Annotated in this window: 11 protein-coding genes; 6 read left to right on the forward strand and 5 right to left on the reverse strand. The window is 68.3% G+C overall.

Annotation, left to right across the window (positions count from 1 at the left end; genetic code table 11):
• Positions 1-3: 3 nt before the first annotated feature.
• Entirely contained in the window at positions 4-771 is a 768-nt protein-coding gene (locus tag VGP60_RS22395; protein ID WP_327550014.1) for an alpha/beta hydrolase, read from the reverse strand.
• A 13-nt stretch (positions 772-784) separates the two neighbouring features.
• Between VGP60_RS22395 and VGP60_RS22400 the strand changes: the two genes are divergently transcribed.
• Positions 785-2,236 carry a M1 family metallopeptidase gene (locus tag VGP60_RS22400; protein WP_327550015.1) on the forward strand — a complete coding sequence of 484 codons (1,452 nt, stop codon included), beginning with the start codon at positions 785-787 and terminating at the stop codon, positions 2,234-2,236.
• Positions 2,237-2,246: 10 nt separating this feature from the next.
• Here the strand turns inward: VGP60_RS22400 and VGP60_RS22405 are convergent, their stop codons facing one another.
• Positions 2,247-3,656: an ATP-binding protein gene (locus tag VGP60_RS22405; protein WP_327550016.1), complete on the reverse strand. Its 1,410-nt coding sequence runs from the start codon at positions 3,654-3,656 to the stop codon at positions 2,247-2,249.
• Positions 3,657-3,720: 64 nt separating this feature from the next.
• Between VGP60_RS22405 and VGP60_RS22410 the strand changes: the two genes are divergently transcribed.
• The gene (locus VGP60_RS22410) at positions 3,721-4,032 is read left to right on the forward strand and encodes an antibiotic biosynthesis monooxygenase (RefSeq protein ID WP_327550017.1); all 312 of its coding nucleotides are present in this window, start codon (positions 3,721-3,723) and stop codon (positions 4,030-4,032) included.
• Positions 4,029-4,871: an SIR2 family NAD-dependent protein deacylase gene (locus VGP60_RS22415; RefSeq protein ID WP_327550018.1), complete on the forward strand. Its 843-nt coding sequence runs from the start codon at positions 4,029-4,031 to the stop codon at positions 4,869-4,871. The genes VGP60_RS22410 and VGP60_RS22415 overlap by 4 nt, the downstream gene beginning before the upstream one ends.
• Here VGP60_RS22415 and VGP60_RS22420 read toward each other — a convergent pair.
• Entirely contained in the window at positions 4,837-5,931 is a 1,095-nt protein-coding gene (locus VGP60_RS22420) for a hypothetical protein (protein ID WP_327550019.1), read from the reverse strand. The genes VGP60_RS22415 and VGP60_RS22420 overlap by 35 nt on opposite strands.
• A gap of 35 nt (positions 5,932-5,966) precedes the next feature.
• Positions 5,967-6,923, reverse strand: coding sequence for an endonuclease/exonuclease/phosphatase family protein (locus VGP60_RS22425; protein ID WP_327550020.1), 957 nt, complete (start codon positions 6,921-6,923; stop codon positions 5,967-5,969).
• A 160-nt stretch (positions 6,924-7,083) separates the two neighbouring features.
• Between VGP60_RS22425 and VGP60_RS22430 the strand changes: the two genes are divergently transcribed.
• Together VGP60_RS22430 and VGP60_RS22435 are read left to right on the forward strand one after the other, a co-directional pair.
• On the forward strand, positions 7,084-8,037 hold the full coding sequence (locus VGP60_RS22430) for an ATP-binding cassette domain-containing protein (RefSeq protein WP_327550021.1): 954 nt from the start codon (positions 7,084-7,086) through the stop codon (positions 8,035-8,037).
• The gene (locus VGP60_RS22435; RefSeq protein ID WP_327550022.1) at positions 8,034-8,837 is read left to right on the forward strand and encodes an ABC transporter permease; all 804 of its coding nucleotides are present in this window, start codon (positions 8,034-8,036) and stop codon (positions 8,835-8,837) included. Before VGP60_RS22430 ends, VGP60_RS22435 begins: the two co-directional genes overlap by 4 nt.
• On the opposite strand, the gene VGP60_RS22440 is transcribed toward VGP60_RS22435, so the two are convergent.
• On the reverse strand, positions 8,834-12,022 hold the full coding sequence (locus VGP60_RS22440; protein WP_327550023.1) for a BTAD domain-containing putative transcriptional regulator: 3,189 nt from the start codon (positions 12,020-12,022) through the stop codon (positions 8,834-8,836). The genes VGP60_RS22435 and VGP60_RS22440 overlap by 4 nt on opposite strands.
• Before the next feature lie 157 nt (positions 12,023-12,179).
• On the opposite strand from VGP60_RS22440, the gene VGP60_RS22445 reads away from it, so the two are divergent.
• Positions 12,180-13,628 (forward strand): M1 family metallopeptidase, encoded by a 1,449-nt coding sequence (locus tag VGP60_RS22445; protein WP_327550024.1) that lies wholly within the window; start codon positions 12,180-12,182, stop codon positions 13,626-13,628.
• The last annotated feature ends 272 nt before the right edge of the window (positions 13,629-13,900 follow it).

Genomic DNA, 13,900 nt, shown 5'->3' on the forward strand with positions numbered 1-13,900 from the left:
CTGTTAGCGCCCCATCACCTCGCTCAGGAACGCCTCGACAGCGCCACGGTACTCCAGCGGCGCGTCTTCGTGGACGACGTGGCCGGCCCCCGCGACGACGAGGTGCCTGCCCCCGCCAGGAGCCCGCGCCGCCATTTCGGCCTGCTGCCCGGCAGGCATCGCCGTGTGTTCGCCCTCGATCACCAGCAGCGGGCATTTCACGTTGTCCACGAAGGACCAGTAATCGCGGCGTCCCCACTCGGCCGCGATTACGTACAGGTCCTCGAGGTCGGCCATCAGGTGATAGCCGTCTTCGCGTTCTTCGACGCACTCGGTGAAGTAGTTGCCGGTGCTGCCGAAGAACTCCCGCACCTGCGCCAGCGACTGGAACGGAACCGGCCACGAATCGAAGTACGACCGCCATTTGTCGACCGTCTTGCCCCGCTGGTCCGGCGCCATGTCCTCCACGACCACCGCGCGCACGAGATCGGGATGGGTCGCCGCGAAGGTCCACGCGTGCAGCCCGCCCATCGAATGCCCGATGACGATCGCGGGCCCCGCGTCCAGCTCCGTGACGAGCTCGGCGACGTCCTCGGCGAACTGCTCGGTGTGCCAGGGCCCTGTTTTGGGACCCCGGCCGTGACCGCGTGCGTCGAGACCGACGACCCGGCCGTACGGCAGCAGCCAGCGCGAGACCTCCCACCAGGTACGGGCGCGGCCCATCAGCCCGTGCAGCAGGACGATCGGCGGCCCCTCACCGCCGAACGTGACCAAACCTTCGCGCCCGCTCACCTATGCTCCTTCCATGGCCCGCCGCCGATCAGCGCTCTTGGTGCTCTGCTCGGTCCCGGTGCTGATTATGGGCTGCACCACCGACAAAGCCGGTCAACCCGCGCCGACACCCACCTTGACGGACGCGCTGCCGGGTGATCCCGGCGCCGGTGACGCGTACTACCCGAACGACGGCAACGGCGGTTACGACGCGCTCGATTACCACGTCGACGTCGGCTTCGACCCGGCGACGCGGCATCTCGACGGCGACACCACGGTCACCGCCAAAGCCACACGGAACCTCAGCCGGTTCAACCTCGACCTCCGCGGACTCGACGTCAAATCCGTGCAGGTCAACGACAAACCGGCGAAGTTCACCCGAGAAGATGAATTCGAACTCGTCATCACCCCGGCCGAACCGGTGGCCAAGGACAGCATGTTCCGCGCCCGTGTCCTCTACTCCGGGACGCCGGCCGGGGCGCAACTGAGTGGTACCGGGGAGAGCGACATCGGCGAAAGTGGCTGGCAGAAGTCGGCGTCCGGCGGCGCGTATGTCCTGGGCGAGCCGCATTCCGCGGCCTACTGGTACCCGGTGAACGAAACACCCCTCGACAAAGCGGCCTTCAACCTGACAGCGCGCGTGCCCGACGGCTGGTCGGCGATCTCCAACGGCCGCGAAGAGGGCACCACCTCGGCCGACGGCTGGACGACGTCGGCGTGGAGCGAACCGAACCCCGTCGCGAGCTACCTGACCACGCTGGCCATCGACAAGTTCACCTTCGAGCGCTCGACGCTGCCCGGCGGCGTCCCGGTCGTCGACGCGTACGCGCCCGGCGCCGAAGCGCGGCGAGCCGCCGGTTCCCAGGTCCCGGCCGTGCTGGCGTTCCTGGCGACCAAGTTCGGGCCGTACCCGCAGAGCGCGGCCGGCGGGATCTACCTCGACGAGAATCTCCACTTCTCGCTGGAAACCCAGACCCGGCCGACCTACGCGCGCTGGGCTGACATCTCCACGGTCGTGCACGAAAACGCCCACCAGTGGTTCGGCGACTCGGTCTCGGTGAAGTCGTGGGCCGACATCTGCCTCAACGAGTGTTTCGCTTCGTACGCGCAATGGCTGTGGGCGGAGAAGGACGGCTCCGACCTGAACGACCGATTCCTGCGCGCGGTCGAGAAGTACAAGAACAGCAAGGACTTCTGGGCGCCGCCGCTCTACGACATGGGCCCGGGGCAAGAGTTCGAAGGCGTCTACGACAAGGGAATCCTGGCCGTCCACGCGCTGCGCGCGAAGATCGGTGACGAGGCTTTCAACCGCGTGCTGAAGGAATGGCCCGCGAAGTACCGGCACAGCAACGCTTCCTGGTCCGACTTCGAAGAGTTCGTCACCGCGGTCGCCGGTCAGGACCTCCGTTCCTTCTTGGACGCCTGGTTCCGCGGCACCACCATCCCCGGTGACGCCGACCTCTTCCCCGGCACCCTCCGCCGCTAGCCGCTAGCCGCTAGCCGCTGCCGAGGAGCGAGCGCGTGAGCGTGCTGCGCGACTCGTTCATCTCCCGCAACGCCGTGGTGAGCGCGTGGTCGTCGACCACCACCGTCGTGCCGTGGGGGTCGCCCGCGATGCTGATCAACGCCGCCCGCCGCAGCAGCTCCTTGACGAACGACGCCGTCACGCCTTCGGTTTCCGCGACGGCCTGGCTCAGATCCGCTGTCAGCTCGACACCCTTGCCGTAGAGCCGGAACAGCCGTTCCCGGCCTTCGGCGTCCGGTTTCGGGACCTCCACCGCGAGGTCGATCCGGCCGGGCCGATCGGTCAGCGCGTGCTCCAGCTCCTGGGCCCGGTTCGTCGTCAGCACGAAGGTGACGTCGGCGTCGTTGCCGATCCCGTCCATCGCGTCGAGCAGCGCGAACAGCAGCGGGTTCCCCGTCGGCGTGGTGGAGCGGTCCTGCGCGATGAGGTCGACGTCCTCCAGCACGACGAGCGAGGGCTGGAGCCGCCTGGCGAGCGCGGCGGCGTTGCCGATGAACCGCATCGCCGTGCCGGTCAGGACGATCACCGTGGTCTCCGGCAGCCTGCCCATGAGGTACCGGACGGTATGCGTCTTGCCGGTGCCCGGCGGACCGTGCAGCAGCAGGCCACGCTTGAGATGCTGCCCCGAAGCGAGCAACCGGGCGGACTGGTCCGCGACGCTCACGACATGTCGCTCGATCGTGTCCAGCACGCCGTCCGGCAGCACGACGTCGCCGCCGCCGAGATCGGGCCTCGGCAGGAAGGTGAGCATCTGGTTCCCGCGGTTCTCACTGACGCCGAACGCCAGCACCTGGCCGCGCAGGACGTCGTGCGCGCGCATCAGCTGCTCGATACGGTCCCGCGCCGCGACCGCCGCCGCGCGGGACTCCGAAAGCACCTCGAACCGGCAGATCGTCGGCCCGTGCATGCCACCGGGACCCCGGATACCGACGATGACCGGCGTGCCGTCCGGAGCGGTCGTCGGCACCAGCCCGAGCTGCACGGCCTCGGTGACCTCCTCCGGCCCGATCGACGCCGTGGCGAAGTCCACCGCGCCCAGCTCGTAGATGCCGTGCCGCCGAGCGGCCGCGAACATGCCCATCAGGTCTTCGTGACCACGCTGACCACCGGAGATACCGAACCAGGCGGGATCGGTTCCCTGTTCTTCGAGGTACTTGTCCACCCCGCGCTGCAAGGTGGCGTGTTCCCAGGCCTCCAGCTCCTGCGCCACGACGACCACCTGCGCGAGCGGCACTTTCAGATGCGAAGTGACCTTCTCGATCAGCGGCGCCGCGACACTGTCCTCGGCGACGGTATCGGCCGTCGCCCGGATGATCCGCTGGAGTTGCACGGCGAAAGCGCGCAAGGACTCTTCGTCGGTGTTTTCCGGTGCGATCCCCATTGGCTCCACCCTGGCACAGAAATGTGACGGCTGCCACGCCGAACCGGACCGCTATCCTGGGGCTATGGCAGTCGTGAAGATCAACGCAATCGAAGTTCCCGACGGCTCCGGCCCAGAACTGGAAAAGCGGTTCGCCGCCAGGCTCGGCGCGGTGGATTCCGAGCCCGGTTTCCTCGGGTTCGAGCTGCTGAAGCCGGTATCCGGTGAGACGCGCTACTTCGTCTACACCCGCTGGGAGACCGAAGAGCACTTCCAGGCGTGGATGAAGGGTTCCGCCAAGGAAGCCCACTCCGGCGAGCGCGCGAAGCCGGTCGGCACGGGTTCGGGCCTGCTGGAGTTCGAGGTCGTGCAGAGCAGCGGTCCCAAGGCTGAGTGACTGACGAACTCGCCCGCGCCGCCGAGCTGATCTCGGCGGCGGGGGCCCTTTTGGTGTGCGCGGGCGCCGGCATGGGCGTCGACTCCGGGTTGCCGGATTTCCGTGGTGACGAAGGCTTTTGGCGGGCTTACCCGCCTTACGCCCGGCTCGGCCTGCAGTTCGCCGAGCTCGCGGACCCGCGGCATTTCGGCAGCGATCCCGAACTGGCCTGGGGTTTCTACGGCCACCGGCTGGCGCTGTACCGCGAAACCGTGCCCCACGACGGTTTCCGGTTGCTGCGCGACTGGGGATCGGCGATGCCCGGCGGGGTCCGCGTTTTCACCTCCAATGTGGACGGACAGTTCCAGCGCGCCGGCTTCGAGCAGGTGGCCGAAGCCCATGGCTCGATCCACTATCTGCAGTGTTTCGAGGGCTGCGGCACGGACATCTGGTCCGCGGATGGGCTCGAAGTCCCCATCGACGAAGAAACCATGCGTGCGCTGACGCCGTTGCCCTCCTGCCCGCGTTGTGGTGGCTTGGCGCGGCCCAACATCCTGATGTTCGGCGACTACGACTGGGTGCCGCACCGCAGCCAGGCGCAGCTCGACGAGCTGACCACCTGGCGACGCCGGAATCGCGACCTCGTGGTGATCGAACTCGGGGCGGGACAAGCGGTTCCGACCGTACGCCGGCAGTCCGAGCTCGCCAGCGCCGCGAAGGGCGCGCTGATCCGCGTCAACCCGCGGGAGCCCGAAGTCCGCCACGGCCGGGGCATTTCCCTTGCCGCACCGGCACTTTCGACGCTCACCTCGGTGGACGAGCTGCTCAGCGCAGCCAAAGGTCGCGATTCCCGGCGATGAGCACACGGCCGTCCGCCAGTGTGGTGACGAGCCGTGGCGGCTGCTCGGCACAGCCGAGTTCGCCGCGTTCCCAGGACGCCCCGTCCTGGACCCAAACCGCAGCGCAGTAACGCGGCCGCTTGACGGTTTTCGCCCGGTCGAAGTCCCGGCCGAGCAGGATCGCGTTTCCCGTCTTGTCCACGGTCCCGGCGACGATGCCGCCTTCGCCGAACTGGGCCAGGCCTTCGAGTTTCCACCCACCCGGGTTACCCCGCAGCAGGACCGGCGTTCGCCTGCCGGACTCACGACCGGCGCCACCGAACACCAGCCATTCCGCCCCCGCGCGCACGACACCGGTGATGGTCGTGTCCTCGCCCACCGGAGACGTCGACACGGCCCACGTCTGGCCCCGATCGGCCGACGACCACAGCGTCACTGTCGCCGCATCACCACTCGCGGCGAGCAAGCTGTCGCCGTCGACGCCGAGCACGTCCGGGCGGGCCTTGCCCCCGCCCGTCGGCAGGTCGATCCGGCGTGAGGTCACGCCGGCGTCATCGGAAAGCCAGGCGGCCGGGCCGGTGGTCGTCTTGTTCTTGGCCCCGGTGCCGATGGCGACCAGCCGGCCCCCGGTCTTGACCAGGGCCGTTGTGTCCTTGTAGCCGTCGAGCGCGGACAACGTGGCCCGGCCGCCTGGTCCTCGGCGCGCGAATTTCTCGCCCGCCGCGATGATCGAGCCGTCCGTCAAAGCCACGGCGGTGGTGACCGGGCGAATGGCCTGACCAGGCGTTCCTTCAGGAATCGCGCCGAGCACGAGCTTGGCGCAGCCCCGCTCCCCGGACCAGTTCACCGGCACCGTCCCGGTGTCGGTCGCGTAGCTGCCGATGCCGGTCACGCAGTCGCCCACCGGCACCAGCGCCAGCAGGCCGGTGGCTTCGTCCACCCAATCGAGGGTCGCGCTGGCGAACTCCACGGCACCGGGATGCGGGGTGAAACCGAGCACGGTGTCGCTCGACTCCGCAGGTGGCACTGCGCAAGCCGCGAGCAGCAGCGGCAAGATCAGCAGCGAACGACGAAAGCGCATCGGGCCAGTCTGCCCAACCCGCGGCCCGCCCGGGGTCAGCTCGGCAAAATCAATTCGGCGTACACGGCGTGGTGATCGCTGCCCGGGACGTCGAGCACGCGGTACGCCTTGACCGCCACGCGGCGATCGACGAGGACGTGGTCGATCGCGACGGGCGGCACCAGGCCGCTGGACGGCCAAGTCGTCGAGAGACCTTCGCCGAGTCTGTCGGCCGCGTCCGCGTAACCGGAGTCGAGCAGGTCACGCAGGATCGCGTGATCCAGTGTCGCGTTGAAGTCGCCGGCCAGGATCCGCGGCGGACCGGCGAAATCGGGCGAGGGCAGGTTGTCGAATTCCGTGCGCCACACCGACGCGCTCCAGGTCGGCGCGGCCGGATGCGCCGCGACGACGTCCACCACCGAGCCACCAGCCAAAGTGAGCCGGGCGCTCGGCTGTTTTCCGCTGGACGGCCCGGAAAGCCCGAGCTTCGTCAGCGGGTACCTCGACGCCAGCCCGGAGCCCGCCGCGCCGGTTCGCGCCGGATGCAGGATCGTGTTGGGCAGCAAGGAGAACAGCCCGGCCTGGGTCAACCGGTCCACCACGGGCTGGGTCAGCTCCAACAGGCTCAGGACGTCGACCTTGTTCTCCCGCACCAAATTCACCAGCTGCTGTGCGTCGGCCCGACCGGCGAGAAGGTTCGACGACATCACGCGCAGTGGCGAACCCGTCACCTCTGGTTGATCGCTTGCGAACAGTCGCGGCAGCACCAACGCCGTCAGCGCGACGGCCAGCACCAGTACGACCCCGCCCGTCCACCACCGGCGCAACGCCAGTGTGAGCGCGGCGAGCACGAGTCCGCAGACCGCCGCGTACGGCGTCAGGGCAAGCGCGGCGATCGTGTAGCGATCCCCGTCGACACCGAAGAACCGCAGGCCGGCGAGCACGGTGAACGGGATCGCGACCACCACGAGCACGATGGTCACCCAGCGATGCCGGACTTTCTGATCTTCCACAACGGAAGTCTGCCGAATCCGGCGTAGCCAGGCGGTGAATCCACCGGATCTCCACAACACCTCCACAACCTGACAGGTGCCGCCGGCCGCTGACAGCGCGCTGTGCGGGACCTGTCAGCGCGACCGTCCACAGTGGGTGCCAAGAGGAGGAGGAATCCACATGTCATATGCGATCCGGGCCGAAGGCCTGGTCAAGAAGTTCGGGGACACGACCGCGCTGGGCGGGGTCGATCTGGAGGTACCGGCGGGCAAAGTGGTGGGGGTACTGGGGCCCAACGGCGCCGGTAAGACCACGGCCGTCAGGATCCTCGCCACGCTGCTGCGCCCGGACGCCGGGCACGCCACGGTCGGCGGCTACGACGTCGTCAAGGACCCGGTGCGGGTCCGCGGGATGATCGGGCTGACCGGGCAGTACGCCTCGGTCGACGAGGACCTGTCCGGGCTGGAAAATCTGATGCTCATCGGGCGCCTGCTGGACCTTTCGCGGCAGAACGCGCGGGCCAGGGCCAACGAGCTGCTCGAACAGTTCGAGCTCACCGACGCCGCCACGCGTTCGGTCAAGACGTACTCCGGGGGTATGCGGCGGCGCATCGACCTGGCCGCCAGCCTGGTCGGCCGCCCGCACGTGCTGTACCTGGACGAACCGACGACCGGGCTCGACCCGCACGCCCGCAACGAGGTCTGGGGCGTGGTGCGGAGGCTCGTCGCGGAGGGCTCCACGGTGTTGCTCACCACACAGTATCTGGAGGAGGCCGACCAGCTCGCCGACCGGATCACCGTGTTCGATCACGGCCTGGTCGTGGCGGACGGCCGCTCCGACGAGCTCAAGCGCCGTGTCGGCGGGCAGACCTTGCAGGTCCGTCCGACGCTGATCGCCGATCTCGACGCCGTCGAGAGGATCCTGGCCGAGCTGACCGGATTCGAACCCGCACGGGACAACGACACCGGTCTGCTCACCGTGCCGACCTCAGATCCCCTGCTGCTGTCCACTTTGGTCAGGAAGCTCGACGATGCCGGGATCACCGCCGACGAACTGGCCCTTCGCCTGCCCAGCCTCGACGAGGTCTTCCTCGCGCTGACCGGCAACCCGAGCCCGGAAGGGAGCCTGGTATGACCACGATCGCCCTGGAAACCCCCGCGCCACCGCGCTCCATCTCACTGACCAAGGGAGTGCAGCACGGCCTTTCCCTTGCCTGGCGCGGAATCATCAAGATCCGCAAGAACCCGGAACAGCTGGCCGACGTCGTGCTCGGCCCGATCATCTTCCTGGTGCTGTTCGTCTACATCTTCGGCGGCGCGCTCGGCGGCACGCAGGAGTACATGCAGCGGCTGGTGCCGGGCATCATGGTGATGAACATCTTCCAGGCCAGCCTGACCGTCGGCGTCTCACTCAACACCGACGTCAGCAAGGGCCTGTTCGACCGGTTCCGCAGTATGCCGATCGCCAGGTCCGCCCCGCTCATCGGCGCGGTGCTGGCGGACGTCGTCCGGTACGTCGTGTGCCTGGTGGTGCTGCTCATCGTGGCGACGGTGATGGGTTACCGGACCAGCACCGACGCGGGATCACTGGTGATCGCGAGCGCGCTGCTGATCGTGTTCGGGCTGTGCTTCTGCTGGATCTCGGTGTTCGTCGGGATGCTGATGAAGACGCCGGGCTCGGTGCAGGGACTCATGTTCATCGTCATCATGCCGCTGAACTTCGGCAGTGACGTGTTCGTCCCGGCCGACACGATGCCCGGCTGGCTGCACGCGTGGGCCGACATCAGCCCGGTGACCTTCATGGCGAAGGCGTTGCGTGGCCTGCTGAACGGCGGCGAAGTCGCCGGGCCACTGACCGGTGCGTTCATCTGGATGGCGGCGCTGGTCGCGGTGTTCTTCCCGCTCGCGATGTGGGCGTACCGCAGGCGCGTCTAGTCGTCGATCCCGACCATCCTGGCAACCCAGGCAGAAGCGTCCTTTTTGGACTTCTCGGCCCCGAGGCGGTAAAGCTCGGCGTAGCGCTGCTCGCCGAGCTCCGCCTTGAGGTGTGCGACGAGCCGCCGGACCTCCGGATTGCCCGCGTCGAAGGTTCCCCGGATGACCTGGCTCGTCCCGAGCATGGTCGCGGCAGTTTCCCCGGCTCCGCGCTGCCAGCGGACGTCGGCGAACAGCTCGGCGACCCGGGCGAGGTCGGGCATGTCCCGCCGGGCCGTCGTGAACCGTGCGGCGACCTTGAGCAGTTCTTCGGCGTCCGCCAGTCGACCGGCTTCGACGGCGAGCTTGGCTTCGAGGATCGAGACCCATTCGCCCGCGATGTCGCCGGGGAACGGAATGCCGTCCGCCATCGCCTTGATCTGCTGGACAAGCGCACCGGCCTGGGTGAAATCCCTGGCCCAGATGGCGATCTCGGCCTTGCCGAACGCGGCCATGTTGGCGAGCTGCAGGTTGCCGCCTGCTCGCGCGATCCTGTCCGCCTCCTCGATCTCCCGCCACGCGCTGTCGATGTCCCCGGCCCTGGCGTATTCCCCCGCGAGGCGCCATCGCTGCTGGCACATGTCATCGATGGCCTTGAGCTCCGTGGCGAGCTTGAGCCCCTGCTCGAAGGCCGCGATCGCACCCGCACTGTCCCCGGCCTGGGAAAGGCTTTCCGCCTGCATGCTGAGGGTCATCGCGGTACCCCAGCGGTCGCCGACCTTCTCGAAGCCCCGTAACGCGTCTCCGCGCGCTCGCTGAGCACCTTCGATGTCGCCCGCGTCGGTGAGGATGAAACTTTCGACCCAGCGTGCCGCGGCCCGCGACCACGGATCGGTGATTTCGAGGGTCAGCCGCACCATCCGGTCGGCGAGTTCCCGGTCCTGCTGCAGGAAAGCCAGCATGGGAATGGCGATGGCGAGTCCCGGGTAATGCGTCAGCGCGCCGGTGCGGACGCATTCGTCGATCACAGCGGGGACGTCCTGCAGACGATCGGCGGGCGGGCCGGGCACGCTGAGGTTCAGCGTGTGGATCGCGTTGAACGCCGCGGCGGCGCGCTCGGGCAACCGGTCGCCGAACCGCAAGATTTCTTCGATGAAGGTGAGCGCGTGCCCGTTGTGCCCGCGCACCACCCAATACCAGAACAACGAACCGACCAGCCGATGCGCGATGTCCACATCGGACTCATCGAGCGCCCGGCGCAGGACGCTCAGCATGGTGCCGTGCTCGGCGTCGAACGTGGCGATCGCCGTGATCTGTTCGACACCGCGCACCTGCGACTCCAGGTGTTCGGCCAGTTCGACGTAGTACCGTGCCAGCTCAGTCAGCATCACGGGCTTCTCGTCCGATTCGGACAGTCGCTCGTCGGCGTAGACGCGGATCGTCTCCAGCATCCGGTAGCGGGGTTCACCGTTTTCGCCACTGTAGGCATCCACAATGGACTTTTCGACCAGCGACCCCAGGACATAGAGCACTTCACCGCCGGACAGCGCGGAGTCGGCGCAGACGGCCTCGATCGCCGAAACATCCGCTCCAGCCGGGAAAACGCTGAGTCTTCGGGCCAGCATCCGTTCCGGCTCGTCGAGCAGGTCCCAGCTCCACTCGACCACCGCGCGCAGCGTGCGCTGCCTCGGCATGGCCGCGCGGCTGCCCGAGGTGAGCAGCCGGAACCTGTCGTCGAGGCGCTGGGCGATCTGGCCGACGGTCATCGACCGCAGCCGGGCCGCGGCGAGCTCCACCGCGAGCGGCATGCCGTCCAGCCGGCGGCAGATCTCGGCGACGGCGTCCAAAGTGGACATATCGAGTACAAAACCCGGGCGCACGGCCGTCGCGCGGTCGACGAACAGGCGCACGGCGTCGAGCTCGGTCGCCTCCTCGACCGACAACGACTCGCCCGGCACCGCGAGCGGCCCGAGCGGGCACAGCGTCTCGCCGTCGATGGCCAGCGGTTCCCGGCTCGTCGCGAGGATGCGCAGCGAAGGCACCTTGGTCAGCAGGTCGTGGGCGAGTTGCGCGGCCGCGTCGACGAGATGCTCGCAGTTGTCGAGCACCAGCATGGATTCTCCCGCGTTCAACGCCTCGACCACGCGATCCACCGTGTCTGGCGGCGGCCGGAGCGCGCGGGGGTCTTCGACGCGGCGCATCTCCCACAGCTCGAGCGAGGCCAGTACCGCGCCGGCGATGTCGCCGGGGTCGCGCACGCCCGCCAGCGGCACGAACCACACCCGCCCGCTTTCGTGGACCGGGTGCCGAGTCGCGACCTCGGTGGCCAGCCGGGTCTTCCCAGCTCCGCCAGGCCCGACCAGCGTCACCAGCCGTGACCCGGACAGCAGTTCACTCAACAGCTTCAGCTCGTCGTCGCGGCCGACGAAACTGGTCAGCCGGACCGGCAGCCGGTCGACGGCCGGAGCCACCTTCGCCACTTCGCCGCGGACCACCGCGAGGTGGGCTTCGCGCAGCTCGGCGGACGGATCCACGCCCAGCTCCTCGGCCAGCGTGCCGCGGATCTCCTCGTAGACGGCGAGCGCCTCCGACTGTCTCCCGGCGGCGTAGAGCGCGCGCATCCGCAGCCCGGCGAGCCGCTCCCGCAGTGGATGCGCGACGCTGGCGGACTCGAGGTCGGCGAGCACTTCCAGATGCCGCCCGAGCCGCACTTCGGCGTCGAACCGGTCTTCGAGGGCCCCGGTACGCAGCTCGTACCAGCGGTTCGCGGCGGCATGGGCGAACGGCGCGTCGAGGACGTCGGCCAGCGCGTCCCCGTGCCACAACACGAGCGCGCCGCCGAGCGAACCGGACGCTTCGGGATAACAGCCCGCGGCCAGCTCACGACGTCCGCGCGCGACGAGGACTTCGAACCGGTGGGCGTCGACGTCCGCCTCGATCCGGTAACCACCGGACGTGGAATCGATCGTCGCGCCGGCAGCCCGAAGCGCTTTGCGGAGCCGCGATACCAAGGATTGGAGCGCGTTGGCCGCGTCTGCCGGCGCCTCGTCGCCCCACAGCCCGCTGACCAGTGCTTCCACCGAAACCGCACGCCCGGCGTCGAGCGCGAGGCGGGCCAAGAGCATGCGCAGGCGGACACCGCCGATGTCGATCGGCGTGCCGTCGTCCCCCTCTGCCCGGACCGGGCCCAGCAGCGCTACTCGCACAAGACCAGCTTTCCAGAATCCAGGGTCGCGGTGCCTTTAAGGGCCGACTGAAGTGGGGATTATCAGGACAAACGGACTAAATGGCCTGGACGTATGCGGATGTCGCGATACGTTCGCAACGCGTTCAAGAGCAAAACTACGACTTGCGGGAGCCTTCATGACAAGTCCGAATCGCTGGCGCCGGCCCGCGACGGTCACCGCGGCCGTCATCGCCTGCGTCAGCCTCGGCAGCGGCGTGGCGAGCGCCGACTCGACGTTCTGGGGCGGCAAGCCCGGTGCCGACGGGGCTGGTGACAGCTACTACCCGCAGGACGGCAACGGCGGCTACAACGTCGACGACTACAACCTCGCCGTCGACTACGACCCCGCCGCCCGTCAACTGGACGCCAAGGAAGTCATCTCGGCGCGCGCCACGCAGTCGCTGAGCTCCTTCAACCTCGACCTCAGCGGGCTGACCGTCGACTCGGTCAAGGTTGACGGCCGCACCGCGAAGTTCACCCGCGGCGGCGAGCACGAGCTGACCATCACCCCGGCGCGCACGATCTACGTCGGCCAGCACTTCTCGACCGAGATCGTCTACCACGGCACGCCCGCCCCGATCGACGATCCGGCGCTGGGCAACAACGGCTGGCAGTACTCGGCCTCGGGCGGCGCCTTCGTCGCCGGCGAGCCGAAGTCGGCGTCGACCTGGTACCCGGTCAACGACACCCCGCTCGACAAGGCGACCTTCCACCTGGCCATCACCGTACCGGACGAGTGGGGCGTCATCGCCAACGGCAAGGAGCGCGGCACCCGCAAGGGCCCGAAGGGAACCACGCACGTCTGGTCCGAGGACACCCCCGCGGTGCCGTACATGACCACCGTGGCGATCGAGAAGTGGGAGTTCGACCGCACGAAGCTGTCCAACGGCACGCCCGTGGTCAACGCTTACGCGCCGGGCACCTCCGACGCGACGAAGGCCGCCGAAGGACGTCTGCCGGAGATCATCGACTTCCTGTCGTCGAAGTTCGGCCCGTACCCGGTGGACGCGGCAGGCGGCATCTTCCTCGCCGAGCCGATCGGTTTCTCGCTGGAGACCCTGAGCCGGCCGATTTATTCGGGCCGCGCCGGCAACATCGGCACGATCGTGCACGAGAACGCCCACCAGTGGTACGGCGACTCGGTCGCGGTGAAGAACTGGAAGGACGTCTGCCTCAACGAGTGCTTCGCGTCCTACGCCACCTGGCTGTGGGACGAGGCGAAGAGCGGCGTCGACCTCAAGACGAAGTACCTCGCCGCGGTGAACTCCGCGAGTGCCACCTTCTGGAACTCGCCCGGCAACAAGCTGTACGACATGGGCGCGGGCCGCGAGTTCACCGCCGTCTACAGCAAGGGCCCGATGGCACTGCACGCGCTGAAGAACACCATCGGCGCCCCGGCGTTCGACTTCGTGCTGAAGACCTGGCCGACCCTGCACCGCAACGGCAACGCCGGTTTCAAGGAGTTCCAGAAGTACGTGGAACTGGTGTCGCACAAGAACCTTCAAGGCTTCTTCGACGCCTGGTTCTATGTGGCCGGGAAGCCCGCGCCTGAGTACCTGTACCCGGGTGACCTCGGTAAGTCCTGACCCAGGTGGACGACCACAAACCCGGGCGGCTTCAGTGCAAAACGTGAGCACGCTAAGTCTCGAGCTACCGCAGTAAACCCGTTGGGCGGCAGGCGAAACAACCACAACGCGCGCCCTCTTTTGGCCGAAGGCCACGGTTTCGCGGCGGCAGGGCGCAGACCCACAAACCGCGACTTTCGCTGGTAGTCACGCCCTGGCGACGCGAAACCGTCAGCGCGCAGACCCGCCGAAAGCCGGGCTGCCAATCTCAAGCCAGCTCCGGCGGAAACCCT

Origin of the sequence: Amycolatopsis sp., from assembly GCF_036008905.1 — a bacterium.
In the GTDB taxonomy this organism is placed as follows: domain Bacteria; phylum Actinomycetota; class Actinomycetes; order Mycobacteriales; family Pseudonocardiaceae; genus Amycolatopsis.

What these genes read in the sequence shown, in the direction of transcription:
- VGP60_RS22400 (WP_327550015.1), top strand. Translation starts at nt 785, where the DNA reads ATGGCCCGCCGCCGATCAGCGCTCTTGGTGCTCTGCTCGGTCCCGGTG.
- VGP60_RS22405 (WP_327550016.1), bottom strand. Translation starts at nt 3,656, where the DNA reads ATGGGGATCGCACCGGAAAACACCGACGAAGAGTCCTTGCGCGCTTTC.
- VGP60_RS22430 (WP_327550021.1), top strand. Translation starts at nt 7,084, where the DNA reads ATGTCATATGCGATCCGGGCCGAAGGCCTGGTCAAGAAGTTCGGGGAC.
- VGP60_RS22410 (WP_327550017.1), top strand. Translation starts at nt 3,721, where the DNA reads ATGGCAGTCGTGAAGATCAACGCAATCGAAGTTCCCGACGGCTCCGGC.
- VGP60_RS22420 (WP_327550019.1), bottom strand. Translation starts at nt 5,931, where the DNA reads ATGCGCTTTCGTCGTTCGCTGCTGATCTTGCCGCTGCTGCTCGCGGCT.
- VGP60_RS22445 (WP_327550024.1), top strand. Translation starts at nt 12,180, where the DNA reads ATGACAAGTCCGAATCGCTGGCGCCGGCCCGCGACGGTCACCGCGGCC.
- VGP60_RS22435 (WP_327550022.1), top strand. Translation starts at nt 8,034, where the DNA reads ATGACCACGATCGCCCTGGAAACCCCCGCGCCACCGCGCTCCATCTCA.